Source organism: Pseudonocardia terrae (genome assembly GCF_021343995.1).
GTDB classification, from domain to species: domain Bacteria; phylum Actinomycetota; class Actinomycetes; order Mycobacteriales; family Pseudonocardiaceae; genus Pseudonocardia; species Pseudonocardia terrae.
Genome location: NZ_JAJTTE010000005.1, coordinates 15947 through 30765 on the forward strand (window position 1 = coordinate 15947; position 14819 = coordinate 30765).

At 73.0% G+C, this 14819-nt stretch carries 13 protein-coding genes and 1 tRNA gene; 4 read left to right on the forward strand and 10 right to left on the reverse strand.

Annotated elements, in window-relative coordinates; translation table 11 throughout:
* Positions 1–48: 48 nt before the first annotated feature.
* Both LWC33_RS04605 and LWC33_RS04610 read right to left on the reverse strand, forming a co-directional pair.
* Positions 49–1365, reverse strand: a complete 1317-nt coding sequence (locus LWC33_RS04605) for an ABC1 kinase family protein (protein ID WP_233302949.1) — start codon at positions 1363–1365, stop codon at positions 49–51.
* An 88-nt stretch (positions 1366–1453) separates the two neighbouring features.
* Positions 1454–2593 carry a ThiF family adenylyltransferase gene (locus LWC33_RS04610; protein ID WP_233302950.1) on the reverse strand — a complete coding sequence of 380 codons (1140 nt, stop codon included), beginning with the start codon at positions 2591–2593 and terminating at the stop codon, positions 1454–1456.
* Between the two features lie 79 nt (positions 2594–2672).
* Between LWC33_RS04610 and LWC33_RS04615 the strand changes: the two genes are divergently transcribed.
* Entirely contained in the window at positions 2673–3272 is a 600-nt protein-coding gene (locus LWC33_RS04615; RefSeq protein ID WP_233302951.1) for a M48 metallopeptidase family protein, read from the forward strand.
* A gap of 61 nt (positions 3273–3333) precedes the next feature.
* On the opposite strand, the gene LWC33_RS04620 is transcribed toward LWC33_RS04615, so the two are convergent.
* Positions 3334–4863 carry a zinc-dependent metalloprotease gene (locus tag LWC33_RS04620; protein WP_233302952.1) on the reverse strand — a complete coding sequence of 510 codons (1530 nt, stop codon included), beginning with the start codon at positions 4861–4863 and terminating at the stop codon, positions 3334–3336.
* A 50-nt stretch (positions 4864–4913) separates the two neighbouring features.
* Between LWC33_RS04620 and LWC33_RS04625 the strand changes: the two genes are divergently transcribed.
* The 3 genes from LWC33_RS04625 (at position 4914) to LWC33_RS04635 (ending at position 9423) form a co-directional block, all read left to right on the forward strand.
* Complete coding sequence (locus tag LWC33_RS04625) at positions 4914–5936, forward strand: YlbL family protein (RefSeq protein WP_233302953.1); 1023 nt, start codon at positions 4914–4916, stop codon at positions 5934–5936.
* 181 nt (positions 5937–6117) lie between these two features.
* A complete protein-coding gene (locus LWC33_RS04630) occupies positions 6118–9051 on the forward strand; it encodes a UPF0182 family protein (protein ID WP_233302954.1) in 2934 nt (977 codons plus the stop codon).
* Between the two features lie 295 nt (positions 9052–9346).
* Positions 9347–9423, forward strand: a tRNA-Met gene (locus tag LWC33_RS04635).
* A gap of 54 nt (positions 9424–9477) precedes the next feature.
* Here the strand turns inward: LWC33_RS04635 and LWC33_RS04640 are convergent.
* The 7 genes from LWC33_RS04640 to LWC33_RS04670 are packed head-to-tail and all read right to left on the reverse strand — an operon-like array spanning position 9478 to position 14809.
* A complete protein-coding gene (locus tag LWC33_RS04640; protein ID WP_233302955.1) occupies positions 9478–9834 on the reverse strand; it encodes a hypothetical protein in 357 nt (118 codons plus the stop codon).
* A complete protein-coding gene (gene pqqE, locus LWC33_RS04645; RefSeq protein ID WP_233302956.1) occupies positions 9831–10922 on the reverse strand; it encodes a pyrroloquinoline quinone biosynthesis protein PqqE in 1092 nt (363 codons plus the stop codon). Before pqqE ends, LWC33_RS04640 begins: the two co-directional genes overlap by 4 nt.
* Positions 10919–11272, reverse strand: coding sequence for a pyrroloquinoline quinone biosynthesis peptide chaperone PqqD (pqqD, locus tag LWC33_RS04650; protein ID WP_233302957.1), 354 nt, complete (start codon positions 11270–11272; stop codon positions 10919–10921). The genes pqqE and pqqD overlap by 4 nt, the downstream gene beginning before the upstream one ends.
* Before the next feature lie 5 nt (positions 11273–11277).
* Positions 11278–11994 (reverse strand): pyrroloquinoline-quinone synthase PqqC, encoded by a 717-nt coding sequence (gene pqqC, locus LWC33_RS04655; protein ID WP_233302958.1) that lies wholly within the window; start codon positions 11992–11994, stop codon positions 11278–11280.
* Positions 11995–12002: 8 nt separating this feature from the next.
* Positions 12003–12914: a pyrroloquinoline quinone biosynthesis protein PqqB gene (pqqB, locus tag LWC33_RS04660; protein ID WP_233302959.1), complete on the reverse strand. Its 912-nt coding sequence runs from the start codon at positions 12912–12914 to the stop codon at positions 12003–12005.
* A 47-nt stretch (positions 12915–12961) separates the two neighbouring features.
* Positions 12962–13057: a pyrroloquinoline quinone precursor peptide PqqA gene (gene pqqA, locus LWC33_RS04665; protein WP_233302960.1), complete on the reverse strand. Its 96-nt coding sequence runs from the start codon at positions 13055–13057 to the stop codon at positions 12962–12964.
* 51 nt (positions 13058–13108) lie between these two features.
* A complete protein-coding gene (locus LWC33_RS04670) occupies positions 13109–14809 on the reverse strand; it encodes a PQQ-dependent dehydrogenase, methanol/ethanol family (RefSeq protein WP_233302961.1) in 1701 nt (566 codons plus the stop codon).
* Positions 14810–14819: the final 10 nt, after the last annotated feature.

The following is a 14819-nucleotide window of genomic DNA, read 5'->3' on the forward strand; positions in this document are numbered from 1 at the left end:
TCCTGCGTCCCTTCCTGCGTCCGGGACGGCGTGCCGGCCGGTCGCGGATCAGCTCGCCGCGAACAGCTCGGGCTGCCAGCGCCCGACGATTCCCCGCAGCGGCACCTCCGCCTCGAGCTGGCACAGCACCCCGAGCGTGCCGAGGGTGACCCGGTGCACCAGCAGGTACTGGGGCGGGAGGTTCAGCGCGCGTCCGGTGTCGAACTCCGGCCGCCGCAGGTCGCCGACGCGCTCGGCCTGCTTCTGCAGCCAGGCCCGGGTGAAGCGGAAGGTCTCGGTGTGCAGGGGCTCGGTGAACGGCGCCAGGTAGGTGAGGGCCTCCTCCGCGGTGAGCTCGGTGCCCGGACGCACGAAGCCCTCGTCGCGCAACAGCTGCAGCAGGTCCGCCGGCCGGTTCTCCAGGGCGTACTTGGTCATCACGGTCAGCGGCGGCGGCAGCCCCTCGGGGAGCCGGGCGACCGCTCCGAAGTCGACGACGAGCAACCGCCCGTCGTCGAGCACCTGGAAGTTGCCCGGGTGCGGGTCGGAGTGCAACAGGTGCAGCCGGTACGGCGCCGAGTAGTGGAACCCGGCGAGCCGCTCGCCCGCGTGGTCGCGCTGCGCCTGGGTGCCGGAGCGGATCACGTCGGACAGCCGGCGCCCGGTGACCCACTCGCTCACCATCGCCCGAGGCGCCGAGGCGACGACCTTCGGCACCCGGATCTCGGGGTCGCCGTCGTACTCGGCGGCGAAGGCCCGCTGGTTGTCGGCCTCGTCCCGGTAGTCGAGCTCCTCGACCATCCGCTCCTGCAGCTCCGTGATCAGCGGCTTGATCTCCATGCCCGGCGCCAGCGGCTGCAGCAACCGGCTCATCCGGGAGAGCTGGCGCAGGTCGGACCGCAGGGCCTCCTCCGCGCCCGGGTACTGGACCTTGACGGCCACCTCCCGGCCGTCGCGCCAGATGCCGCGGTGGACCTGTCCGATGCTCGCCGCCGCGGCGGGCTCCTCGTCGAAGTCGCGGAAGCGCGACCGCCAGTTGCGCCCGAACTGCTCGGCCAGCATCCGGTGGACATCGTCCGGCGGCATCGGCGGAGCCGCGCTCTGCAGCTTGGTCAACGCGTCCCGGTACGGGCCGGCCAGCTCCTCGGGCACCGCGGCCTCGAAGATGCTCAGCGCCTGGCCGAACTTCATCGCGCCGCCCTTGAGCTCGCCCAGGACCGCGAAGAGCTGCTCGGCGCTCTTGGCCATCATCTGCGCGGAGATCTGTTCCCGGTCGCCGCCCGCGAGCCGCCGGCCCCACCCGGCGGCGGCGCGCCCGGCGACCCCGAGCGGCAGGCTGGCCAGCTTGGCCGTGCGGGAGGCGGTCCGGCGGGGGATGTCGCTCACCCCATGATTGTCTCCCGCCGCGCGGCCGGGGCGCACGTCGCGCCGACCTCTGCCCGGGCATCCGCGGCGCACGTGGGGGAGGGCTGCGTCACACCGGCTGACGACCGGGCGCCGGACGCGAGCCGCGCGTCGGTTCGTCCGGCGCTCGCGAGGGCCCCGGCGCTCCGGCCTTCCCAGCCGGGACCCGGGGTCCCGGGACCGGGACCGGCGCCGCCCGTGGGTTCGCGCCGCAGTGACAGTCGGGGTGCGCCCGCCAGAGGCGGCGGTGCAGGCCGCCGCCGTGCACGTCGAGCTCGAGGGCCGCGCCGAGGGTCGGCGGCGGGCGCTCGCCGTCGAGCGCGAGGAGCGCCTGGGCCGCCCCCAGGGCCGCGGTGGCGGCGACCGCCTCCGGCTCCGCCCCGCCGCTGCGGCCCGTCAGCTGGGCCGCGACCACCGGCCAGGCCGGGTCGTGGTCGCCCCGGCCGAGCTCCACGCACCGCAGGCACGGCGAGCGTCCGACCAGGACCAGGGGCCCCACCACCCCGAGCCCGTCGCGGACCAGCACCGGCAGGTGGTTGGTGCCGGTCGCCGCGAGGTCGGTGACGATCTCCGGCTCGGGGACCACCGCGTCGGTGAGTACCACGAGGTCGGGGGTGCGCCCTGGGGGCAGGGCGCCGGTCGCCGTGCCGGCGCGGGCCCGGCGGACGGCCTCGGCGGCCGCCTCCGCACGGGGCCTGCCCATCGCCTCCTCCCCGTACCCGCACCCGACGTCTGCGCTCTCGACGTGCCCCCGCGCGACGACCTGCACCGCCCCGACCCCCGCCCGCGCGAGCGCCGCAGCCACGCCGACGGCCAGCGGCCCGTCGCCCCGTACCTGGACGGCGCTCGTAGCCCGGTGCTGCGCCCGTCGCTCGCCCGCGGCCGGGTCGACCAGGGCACCGCGCTCCACGAGGCCCCGGAGCAGGGCCTGGGCGAACTCGACCCCGACCCCGCGGGCGGCCGCCTCCGCGACCCAGTCGAGCGCGACCGCGGGCGCACGCAGCCGCTCGAGCAGGGGCAGCACCGCTGCCGGCAGGCCGCCCACCACGACGCTGCCCCGCGGGGTCAGCCCGATCTGACGGGCGCGGGCTCCCCGGGCGAGCAGGGGCCGGTGCGGGGCGAGGACCAGCCGGCGGGGGACGGAGGCGAGGGCGCGGATCACGGGACCGAGCATGGTCGTCGACCCGCCGCCGGGCGAACGGTTGTCCACAGGCGCGAGGATCTGTGGACAACCCGGGTGCCGAGGTCCTCCGCTCCCGCCCGCCCGTCGCGGGGCTTAGGGTGGAGGAATGGCGAGCCCCGCGGTCGTCGAGGTGAGACGGAGTCAACGGCGGCGTCGGATGGTCAGCGCACGGCGCGAGGGTGACACGGTGATCGTGTTCATCCCGGGCTGGATGAGCGAGGCCGAGGAACGGCGCTGGGTGGACGAGATGGTCAGCCGGCTCGAGAAGAGCGAGGCGAAGCGGCGCTCACCCGGCCGGCACGGCGACGGGGCGCTGCTCGACCGCTGCCTCGAGCTGTCGAAGCGCTACCTGGGCGGCCGGGCCACACCGGCGTCGGTGCGCTGGGTGCCGCCGATGCGCACCCGCTGGGCCTCCTGCACCCCGCAGGACCGCACCATCCGGATCAGCGAGCGGCTGCGCGAGGCGCCGGGATGGGTGGTCGACTACGTACTGGTGCACGAGCTGGCGCACCTGCTCGCCCCCGGGCACGACGACTACTTCTGGTCGTTGGTGCACCACTACCCGCGCACCGAGCGCGCGATCGGCTACCTGGAGGGGCTGTCCGCGGCCGCCGGCCTGGGCCTGGTCGGCACGGACGGCGAGGACCTCCCCGACACCGACGAGGAGCCCGAGACCGCGGGCGAGGCCGCCGCGAACGTGGGCTGAACGCGACACGGCGCCGGCCCCGTGGAGGACCGGCGCCGTGCGGGCGGCTCGAGCGCGACGATCAGGCGCGGGGCGCCCCGCCCTCGTCCTCGCCGTCCCGCTTGTCCCGGGTCTCGTCGGCGGCGCCGGGCTCCTCGGCCGCCGCGGCGCCCGGCTCGTCGTCCGTCCCCGGCTCCTCCGGCTTCTCCTGCTCCGCGGCCTCGGCGGCCTCCGCCGCGAACTGCTTCTCCAGCTCGGCGATCGGGTCGGCGGAGTCGCGGCGGTGCACGAAGCCGGCCGGGTCGTCGAGGTCGTCGGAGTCCGGCAGCAGGTCGGGGTGGGCCCACACCGCGTCGCGGCCCTCGATCCCGCGCTCCTCGCCGAGGAGCTTCCACAGCTCTGCGGCGGCCCGCAGCTTCCGCGGCCGCAGCTCGAGCCCGACGATGGAGGCGAAGGCCTGCTCGGCCGGCCCGCCGGAGGCACGGCGGCGGCGCAGCGTCTCGCGCATCGCACCCGCCCCGGGCAGGCGCTCGCCGACGCCCTCGGCCACGACCGTGTCCACCCAGCCCTCGATCAGGGCGAGCAGCGTCTCGAGCCGGGTCAGCGCCGCCTTCTGCTCCGGCGTCGTCTGCGGCTCGAACATGCCGGACTGCATGGCCTCCTGGATCGACGCCGGGTTCGACGGGTCGATCTGGCGGGCCATGTCCTCGATGCGCGACGTGTCGATGGTGATGCCGCGGGCGTAGTCCTCGACCGCGCCGAGCAGCCGCTCCCGCAGCCACGGCACGTGCGCGAACAGCCGGTGGTGGGCCGCCTCGCGGGCCGCCAGGAAGATCATGACCTCGCTGGCCGGGCGGTCGAGGCCCTCGGTGAACTTCTCGATCGCCTCGGGCAGCAGGGCCGCGGTGCGCTCGGGCCCGACCGGGAAGCCGACCTCGGTGCCGGTGAGCACCTCGGCCGCGAGCTGGCCGAGACCGCTGCCGAGCTGGCTGCCGAACGCCAGCCCGCCCATCTGGCCGATCATCGCGAGCATCGGCCCGGCCGCCTCGCGGATCTCCTCGGGCAGGCCCTCCACCCATGCACCGGACACGCGCTGGGCGACGGGGTCGCACAGCCGCTTCCAGGTGGGCATGCTCTCCTTCACCCAGTCCGTCGGTGTCCAGGCCACGCTCTCGGATGCGCCGGCGGGGAACTCCGTGGCCGGGTCGAGCCACAGCTCCGCGAGCTTGAGGGCGTCGGCCACGGCGGTGCGCTGGGCGTCCGTGAGCGACGACGTCTTCTGCGCGAGCTGCTGGGTGGCCATCTGCGCCGCGAGGTCGTAGTTGACCGGGCCGCCACCGCCGCCGGCCTGGCCCGCGCTCGACAGCATCTGCCCGAGCTGGCTGAGCATCTGGCCGAGCTGCCCGACGTCGAAACCGCCCGGACCGCCGCCGGGCATGCCGGGCATCCCCGGCATCCCCGGGATGCCGGGGAACTGACCACCGCCGGGCAGGTTGCCGAAACCGAACGGGTCCTTGGGGCCGTCGTTACCGCCCTCGCCGCCCTCGTCCCGCTTGCGGTCGCGGTCCGGGTCGCGGTCGGAGGGGCCGAAGCCGAACGGGACGTCACTCATGCCGACCACGGTACGCGGACCCCGAGGGCTGCGGCGTAGGTTCGCACCTCGTGAGCCGCCGGACGTCGACGCTGGTCGCCGCGGTGCTCCTCGTGATGGTGGTGGTGGGCGTCGGGACGGTCGTCCGCGTGCCCTTCGTCGCGCTGGGGCCCGGACCGACCTACGACACGCTGGGCGCCGTGGACGGGACGCAGGTCGTCGCCGTCGCCGGGGCGCCGACCTTCCCCACCACGGGGCACCTCAACATGACCACCGTCTCGGTCAACGACGGCGTGACCGGCCTGCAGGCGCTCGGGTTCTGGCTGGCGCCGGACCGGCGGCTGGTGCCGCGGGACACCGTGTTCCCGCCGGGGCGGTCGACCGAGGAGGTCGACAAGGAGAACGCGGAGCAGTTCGCGGCGTCGGAGACGAACGCCGAGCTCGCCGCGCTCGCCGAGCTGAAGCTGCCGACCCGGGCGACCGTGGCCGACGTGGTGGCGGGCTCGCCGGCGGAGGGTGTGCTGCAGCAGGGGGACACGATCGTGTCGGTGCGCGGGACCCCGGTCGCGACCCCGCAGGCCGTGGCCGACGCGCTGAACGGCACGCGGCCCGGCGAGCCGGTCGTCGTCACCTACCGGCGCGGCGAGGCCCAGCAGGACGCCACCATCACGCTCGGCTCCAACCCCGACCGGGACCAGGGCATGCTCGGTGTCCGCCTGGGCGTGCAGCCCGCGGCGGGCGCGATCACGATCAGCCTCGGCGACATCGGCGGGCCGTCGGCCGGGCTGATGTTCGCGCTCGCCGTCGTCGACAAGCTGACGCCGGGCGAGCTCAACGGCGGCCAGTTCGTCGCGGGCACCGGCACCATCACCGCGGACGGGACGGTCGGGCCGATCGGCGGCATCCCCTTCAAGATGCGGGCGGCACGCGACGCGGGCGCGGTCACCTTCCTCGTGCCGAGCGACAACTGCGCCGAGGCCCTGCAGAACGCACCCGACGGACTGCGCCTGGTCCGGGTCACCACGCTCGCCTCCGCCGTCGACGCCCTGGAGACGCTCGACGCCGGCGGCCAGGCCCCCGCGTGCACCCCGTGAGCACCCCGTGAGCGCGGCTGAGCTGGGCGGATCCGTGCTGTCGTGGGAACGCGGTACGGTCGGCCGCGAGCGGACGCGGAACGGACGAACCGTACGAAGAGTGCGAGCACACGGGACACACGGGAACTCCACACCCCGTCCGTAGAGTTGACGCACCAGAACCGACCCTCGAGGAGTTGCCGTGGCCATGCGGCCCCCGGCGGGAGCGCCGTCGTTGTCCCGCCGTACGCGGATACTGCTGATCGCGGCCGCGGTCCTGGTGGTCGTGCTGCTGGGCGGGTCCCGGCTGATCGACTTCTACGTCGACTGGCTCTGGTACGGAGAGACCGGCTACCGCGGCGTGCTGGGCACCGTGATCGCCACCCGAGCCATCCAGTTCGTGATCGGCGGGCTGCTGCTCGGCGGCGCGGTCTGGCTCACGCTGTGGCTCGCCTACCGGTTCCGCCCGGTCTTCGTGCCGGTCAACGGGCCGGAGGACCCGATCGCCCGGTACCGCACCGTGATCATCTCGCGCCTGCGGCTGTTCGGGATCGGCATCCCGGTGATCGTCGGGATCATCGCGGGCCTGGCCGCGCAGGGCGACTGGCAGACCACGCAGATGTTCCTGAACGGCACGCCGTTCGGGCAGACCGATCCCGAGTTCGGCAACGACATCGGCTTCTACGCCTTCACCCTGCCGTTCATCCGGCTGTTGCTGGACTGGCTGTTCGTCACCGTCGCGATCTGCTTCGTGGTCGCGCTCATCGCGAACTACGTCTTCGGCGGGATCCGGCTCGCCGGCCGCTCCGGCCAGGTCTCCGCGGCCGCACGGGCGCAGCTGGCGATCCTCGCCGGCATCTTCGTGCTGCTCAAGGCGGTCGCGTACTACCTCGACCGGTACGAGCTGCTCTACTCCGACCGGAACCAGAACTTCTTCGGCGCCACCTACACGGACCTCAACGCCGTGATGCCGGCGAAGATCATCCTGCTGGTCATCTCGATCATCTGCGCCGCGGCGTTCTTCGCGGCGGTCTTCCGCCGGAACCTGCAGCTCCCGGCCATCGCGGTGGTGCTGCTGGTGCTGTCGAGCGTGCTGGTCGGCGCGGCGTGGCCCGCCGTGCTGCAGCAGTTCGTGGTCGCGCCGAACGCGAACGAGCGTGAGGCCCCCTCGATCGAGCGGAACATCGCCGCCACCCGGCAGGCCTTCGGGCTCACGGACGACAAGGTCACGATCGAGCCCTACTCGGGCACGTCCACCGCCACGTCGGCGCAGGTCCGGGCGGACACGAACACGATCCCGAACATCCGCCTGCTCGACCCGGGCAAGCTCAACAAGACCTTCACCCAGCTCCAGCAGCGGCGGAACTTCTACGGCTTCCCCGAGAAGCTCGACATCGACCGCTACACGGTCAACGGGCAGAAGCAGGACTACGTGGTCGCGGCCCGCGAGCTCGACTCCAACGCGCTCGTCGGCAACCAGCAGGACTGGATCAACCGGCACCTCGTCTACACGCACGGCAACGGCTTCGTCGCCGCGCCGGCCAACCAGGTCAACGCCGCGCTGGAGGACACCGGCGGCCAGGGCGGTCTGCCGAAGTTCACCGTCAGCGACACCACGACCGAGGGCACGATCCCGGTCTCCGAGCCGCGCACCTACTACGGCGAGCTGATCACGGACTACTCGATCGTGGGCGCCGAGCAGGGCGCCGCACCGCGCGAGTACGACACCGACACGGCGCAGTACACCTACACCGGCAAGGGCGGCGTCTCGCTCGGCAACCTGTTCAACCGGCTGGTCTTCTCGCTGTACTACGGCGAGCGGAACATCCTGTTCAACAGCTCGATCAACGACAACTCCAAGATCATGTACAACCGCGACCCGCGGGACCGCGTCGAGAAGGCCGCCCCGTGGCTGACCGTCGACAACGACCCGTACCCCGCGGTGATCGACGGCCGGATCCAGTGGATCGTCGACGGCTACACCACGTTGCGGAACTACCCGTACGCGGAGCAGGTGCCGCTGGGCGACACCACGCAGGACAGCCAGCTCGGCCTGCAGGGCCAGCGCCTGCCCAACGACACCATCAGTTACCTGCGCAACTCCGTGAAGGCGACCGTCGACGCCTACGACGGCACCGTCACGCTCTACGCCTTCGACGAGCAGGACCCGGTCCTCAAGACCTGGATGAAGGCGTTCCCGGGCACGGTCAAGCCGATGTCGGACATCAGCGACCAGCTGCGGCAGCACTTCCGGTACCCGGAGGACCAGTTCAAGGTCCAGCGTGAGCTGCTGACCCGCTACCACGTCGACAACCCGGGCGAGTTCTTCTCCACGGTCTCGTTCTGGGACGTCCCGTCCGACCCGACGGTCCAGGGCAACACCGGCGCCTCGCAGGACGCCCAGCCGCCGTACTACATGCTCACGGGCCTGCCGGGGCAGAACGGTGCGAGCTTCCAGCTCACGAGTGCCCTGGTGAGCCTGCGACGCCAGTTCATGGCCTCGTACATGTCGGCGAGCTCGGAACCGGACAGCTACGGCAAGATCACCGTGTTGCAGTTGCCCGCCGACACACAGACACTCGGGCCACAACAGGTCCAGGCGCAGTTCCTCGGCTCGCCGAACGTGTCGTCCGAGCTGAACCTGCTGAGACAGAACCAGACCACGATCGACTACGGGAACCTGCTGACGTTGCCGGTGGCCGGCGGGCTGCTCTACGTCGAACCCGTGTACATCGAACGGGCGGGACAGGACTCGTCCTATCCGCAGCTCGCGCGCGTGCTCGTGAGCTTCGGTGGTCGGGTCGGGTACGACGCGAACCTCTCGACCGCGCTCGACCAGGTGTTCGGTGCGGGCGCGGGTGCCGCGGCCGCGGCCACGACACCGAGCCAGGGGACCACGCCACAGGCGCCGGCGGCGTCGCCCACCCCGAGTACCGGGACCAGCCCCGCGCTGGCCTCCGCGGCGAACGAGATCTCCTCGGCCCTCGCCCAGCTCAAGGCCGCACAACAGTCGGGCGACTTCACGGCCCAGGGTCAGGCGCTCTCGGCGCTCGACGCGGCCGTCAAGAAGTTCCAGGCGGCGCAGAGCGCCGCGCCCGCCCCGCCGGCCAACCCGGCCCCCTCACCGGGCGGCTGAGGCCAGCAGAGCCGCAGGCGGGCGGCCCCGGATCCCGGGGCCGCCCGTCGGCGTTCTCGGGCCGGATCCCGACGGGTGGGGGTGCGGTCCGGGTGTGAGCAGGCTTACCGGATCCCGTGCCCGGCCCGCTGACCGGCGCAAACGTCCCGGCGCCGCTCGCGGCGCGGCATCGTCGCAGGTCAGATGGCCCGGGGCGGAAACCGACCCCCCGTGCACGCCCCGTTCGCGAGCGTGTAATGTTCTGGGCACAACAGCAAGACAGCAGTGCGAAGCCCGGAAGGGCAGACCACAGCGACGCGGGGTGGAGCAGCTCGGTAGCTCGCTGGGCTCATAACCCAGAGGTCGCAGGTTCGAATCCTGCCCCCGCTACCACGTCGAAGGCCCCCAGGCTATCCGCCTGGGGGCCTTCGCCATGTCGGGCCCGGTTCACGGCCGGGGCGGCACCGGCTCCCGTCCGCGGCGCAGTCGCCACCACACCGACGGCGCCGGCCGGTCGAACGGCGGCACGAGGCGGACGTCGGCCCAGTCGGCGTCGGAGAAGTAGGCCGCGCGCCGCCGTCGCCATTCCACGGCGAGCCCGCACAGGGCGTCGACGGGGAGCCCGGGCCCCCGGAGGCGGCGCACCGCGGCCAGGAACCAGGGCAGCAGCTCGTGGCAGAGCGGCTCCGGGGCGTCGGCATAGGTGCACTCGAGCTGGAGCACGGCGGCGTCGCACCCGATGCGGTACGCCAGCTCGGCCTGGTCGGCCTCCGGGTGCCGGGGCCGGTCCGTGGCGGTCCTCACGCCGACCCCGCCCGGTGCGGGCGCGGGACCAGCGCCTCCACCCGTGGCCGCGCTCCGGAGTTGGCGGCCCGCACGAGGTCCTCGACGATCTCGTGGTCGGGTGAGAGGTGGCAGACGGGATCGGTGCGGGCGGCGTCGCCGGTGAGCTGGAACGCCTGGCAGCGGCAGCCGCCGAAGTCGATCTCGCGCCGGTCGCAGCTCCGGCAGGGTTCCGGCATCCAGGCGGTGCCGCGGAACCGCTCGAACAGCGGCGACTCCGTCCAGATCCACTCCAGGGAGTTCTCCCGGACGTTCGCGCGGGGGAGCGGCAGCGTCTGCGCGGTGGGGCACGGCAGGGCGTCGCCGTTGGGGGCCACGGTGAGCTGCCGCGCGGCCCAGCCGCCCATGCAGGGCTTCGGGTAGCGCTCGTAGTAGTCCGGGAGCACGTAGACGACGTCCATCCGGCCGGCCAGCCGCGCGGCCGCCGCCTGCACGACCTCCTCGGCCCGGTCGAGCTGCTCCGCGGTGGGCAGCAGTGCGGCGCGGTTGCGCAGGGCCCACCCGTAGTACTGGGTGTTGGCCAGCTCGACGCGGTCGGCGCGCAGCTCCTCGGCCAGCCCGACGATGGCGGCGAGCCCGTCGATGTTCTGCCGGTGCAGCACGACGTTGACCGTGAGCGGCCAGCCCAGCTCCTTCACGATCCGCGCGGCCTCGATCTTGCGCGCGAACGACGGCGTCCCCGCGATCCGGTCCGACGCGCCGGGCTCGTCGGCCTGGATGCTGATCTGCACGTGGTCGAGGCCGGCCTCATGCAGCTCCTCCGCGCGGCGGCGGGACAGCCCGACGGCGCTGGTCACCAGGTTGGTGTAGAGGCCCAGTCCGGTCGCGTGCCGGACGAGCTCCACCAGATCGCGCCGCAGCAGCGGTTCGCCGCCGGAGAGGTGACACTGCAGGACGCCGAGGTCCCGGGCCTCGGCGAGGACCCGGAGCCATTCCGCGGTGTCCAGCTCGTCCCGGTAGCCGGCGAGGTCGAGCGGGTTGGAGCAGTACGGGCAGGCGAGCGGGCAGCGGTAGGTGAGCTCGGCCAGCAGCCCGAAGGGCTTGTTCATGTCGCCTCCGGGTCGGTCACCACGCACCGCCGGTCGACCCCGTCGGTCTCCTCCGGCTCGATCACCACGCACCGCCGGTCGACGAGACCGGCGAGGAAACCCTGCACGTCGGCCTCGGCCACGCGGGCGTAGCGGCCCCGCAGCTCCGCGACGATCCCCGCGACCGTCCGACGGCCGTCGCACAGCTCGAGGACGTCCGCCCCCGTGCGGTTCAGGACGACCACGCACTCCGGGCGCAGCAGGACGTGCCGCTCCCGCGAGGGGTCGAAGGTCAGCCGGACGTGCCGTGCCAGCCGGGGGCGCCCGGACACGGACACCGCGTCGGCCACGGCGGACTCGGGCGAGCTCATCGGCATCACTCCGGGTAGGCCCGGTCGACGGCGTCCATGAGGCTCCAGAGCACGTCGCACTTGAACGTCAGCGCGGCCACCGCCCGCTCCTGCTCCTCGGCCGTGCGGCAGCGCTCGACCACGACCTCCAGGGCGTGCTCCGAGTCCCGCGGCGCCTGGTGCAGCCGGTTCCGGAAGTAGGTCAGGCCGTCCCGGTCGATCCAGGGGTAGTACCGCTCGAACGCGGCGAGCCGCTCGGCCATCAGGTCGGGCGCGAAGAGCTCGGTGAGCGACGACGCCACGGCGTCCACCCAGGGCTGTGTGCGGGCGAAGGTCACGTAGGCGTCGACGGCGAACCGCACCCCGGGGACGAGGTGCCGGTGGTCGAGGACCTCCTCGCGGGGCAGCCCCGCGGCCTCGCCGAGGCGCAGCCAGGCCTCGATGCCGCCCTCGGTGCCCGTCGTGCCGTCGTGGTCGACGATGCGCCGGATCCACCGCCGCCGGACGTCGAGGTCGGGGCAGTTGGCCAGGATCGCCGCGTCCTTGCGGGGGATGTTCTCCTGGTAGTAGAAGCGGTTGGCCACCCAGCCCCGGATCTGCGCGGGGGTCAGCAGGCCCGCGTTCATCCGCACGTGGAACGGGTGCTGGTCGTGGTAGCGCTGCGACCGCGCCCGCAGCGCGTCGACGAAGCCCTGCGTGGTCCCGGTCGTGTCGGCACCGGTCCTGTCGGTCGTGGCCGTCATGGCACCCCCTAGACCTCCACCTCGAGGCCGTCCGTGGCGATCTCCACCCCGCGCCGCTCGACGGCCCGGCGCTCCGGGGAGTCCTCCAGCAGCACGGGGTTGGTGTTGTTCAGGTGGACGTAGATCGTCCGCGCGACGGGTAGCGCCGCGACCTGCTCCAGGCTGCCGCCGGGGCCGTCCATCGGGACGTGCCCCATGTCGCGTGCGGTCTTCGACGCCAGCCCGAGCCGAGCCATCTCGTCGTCGCTCCAGCACGTGCCGTCGAGGAGCAGGCAGGCGCAGTCCCGCAGCTGTGCGTGCACCTCCGCGGTGAGCTCCTGCACGCCGGGCAGGTACACCGCGGCCCGGCCGCTGCGGGTGTCGGTCAGCCGGTACCCGACGACCCGTCCCTCGGCCCGCCCCGGCCCGAACCGCGCGGCCTTCCTCGTCGGGACGTCGAAGGCGCGGTAGGAGAGCCCCTCGCCGAGCGTGACGTCGACACCCGGGACGACGGGGCGCCAGTCGACCGCGCAGTAGCGCTCGAGCGTCCGCAGCAGCGCGGACCCCTCGCACAACGTCTCGCGCACCGCGGCCGTGGCGTGCAGCTCCAGCGCCCGCGCCTCGCGCAGGAGCAGCAGTCCGAGCGTGTGGTCCAGCTCGGCGTCCGTGAGCAGCACGGCCCGCACCGGGGTCGCCCGGCCCGGCTGTGGGTGCAGGGCGGGGAAGGCCTCGATCTGCGCGCGGACGTCGGGCGAGGCGTTGAGCAGGAACCACGAGCTGCGGTCCACGCTCACCGCGACCGACGACTGCGTGCGGGGCAGGCACGGCCGGGAGCCCGCGCGCACCGCCCGGCACCCCGGGCAGTCGCAGTTCCACTGCGGGAACCCGCCGCCCGCGGCCGCTCCGAGCACCCGCAGCCACATCCGGCACCACACCCCCACGGACGGTGAGGTGCGCGGGGTGGCCCGGCCCACCTCTCGCGATTCGGTCAGCCCTCCCTCCGGGCGACGTACATCGTCACCTCGGGAGCGACGCCGATCTCGTCGAACTCCGGTGGCTCCCACGTGATGAGCTGGGACTCCATGGATTCACCTCCCCTCTGCGCCCGATGTGCGGCACAGGAACGGCACGGGTACTACCGGGACGGGGTCCCCTCCGGCAGGGCGAAGGCGATCAGCGCGCTGCCGTGACCGGCGCCGAGCATGCCGGGCAGGAAGCCCTCGGCCCAGCCGCCCCACCCGACCGGCACGACGACGAACTGCCGGCCGTCGACCGAGTAGGTGGTCGGGCTGCTGTGGTGGCCGCTGCCGCACTGGAACTGCCAGAGCAGCTCACCGGTGCGGGCGTCGAGCGCGTTGAACTCGCCCGAGGGCGTGCCGGCGAACACCAGATTGCCGGCCGTGGCCAGCACCGACGCGCACATCGGCAGGTTGTTGCGCCAGCGCCACTTCTCCTCGCCGTTCGCGTCGAAGGCACTGACGTAGCCCGTCATGTCCTCGATGTCGACCTGAACGCCCGCGCCCCAGTAGGGGATGCTCTCCTTGAACTCGCGGCGGCGCCGGGTGGCCGTGGCGCCCACGTCCTGGATCGGGACGTAGAACAGCTCGGTCTCCGGGCTGTAGGCCGCGTGCGTCCACTCCTTGGCGCCGGCAGGGCCCGGGTAGAAGTGGACCGGGTCACCCTCCTTGTCGGGGTACCGCGCGGGCGTCACCTTGCCGTCGCGGGTGATGTTGCCCCAGTCGATCCGGTCCACGAACGGCGTGATCTGGACCAGCTCACCGTTCGTGCGGTCGACGACGAAGAAGTAGCCGTTCTTGTCGAAGTGCCCGAGCAGCTTGCGCCCCTCCGACTCGAACAGGATGCACTCGGAGATGCTGTCGTAGTCCCAGACGTCGTGCGGGGTGCACTGGTAGTGCCAGCGGATCTGCCCGCTGTCCGCGTCGACGGCGACGATGCTGTCGGTGAAGAGGTTGTCGCCCTCGCGGACCTCGCCGTCGAAGTCCGGTGCCGGGTTGCCCGTGCCGATGTACAGCAGGTTCGTCTCGGGGTCGAAGGTGCCGGTCAGCCAGCAGTTCGCCCCGCCCCGGGCCCACGCCTGGCCGTCGGAAGGCCAGGTCTCGGAACCGGGCTCACCCGGCTTCGGGACCATGTAGCAGCGCCAGACGTGCTCGCCGCTGTCGAGGTCGAACGCGTCCAGGTGGCCGCGGACGCCGAACTCGCCGCCGGAGCTGCCGACGACGACCATGTTCTTCACGACCAGCGGGGCGACCGTCGCGCTCTCGCCGGCTCGGACGTCGCCGTACGTCTTGTCCCAGATCTTCTTTCCGGTGGCCGCGTCGAGCGCGATCACGTGCGCGTTCGGGGTGACCGAGAAGACCTTCCCCTTCGCCACGGCGACGCCGCGGTTCACGTTCCCGCAGCACAGCGAGATGTCGAACGGGGTGGCGTGCTTGTACCGCCAGATCTCGGTGCCCGTCTTCGCGTCGAGGGCCCACACCCAGCCGTCCCAGCCGGAGACGTACATGATCCCGTCGACGACGAGCGGGCTGGCCTCGAAGGCGTATGTCGACGCGCCGGCGATCATGCCGCTCGTCCCGGACTGGAAGATCCAGGCGGGGCCGATGCCCTTGACGTTCTCGGTGTTGATCTGGTCGAGCGGGCTGAACCGCTGGCCGTTGTAGGCGCCGTAGTAGGTGAGCCAGTTCTGCGGCTCCGAGCGGGCGTCGAGGATGCGCTCGTACGTCACGTTCTCGACGACCGGCGGTGCCGTGCCGTGCTTGCCGCTCAGATCGCCCTGGTCGATGGCCTCGCCGGCGTCGACGTACTCGACGGTCATGGTCTGCTCC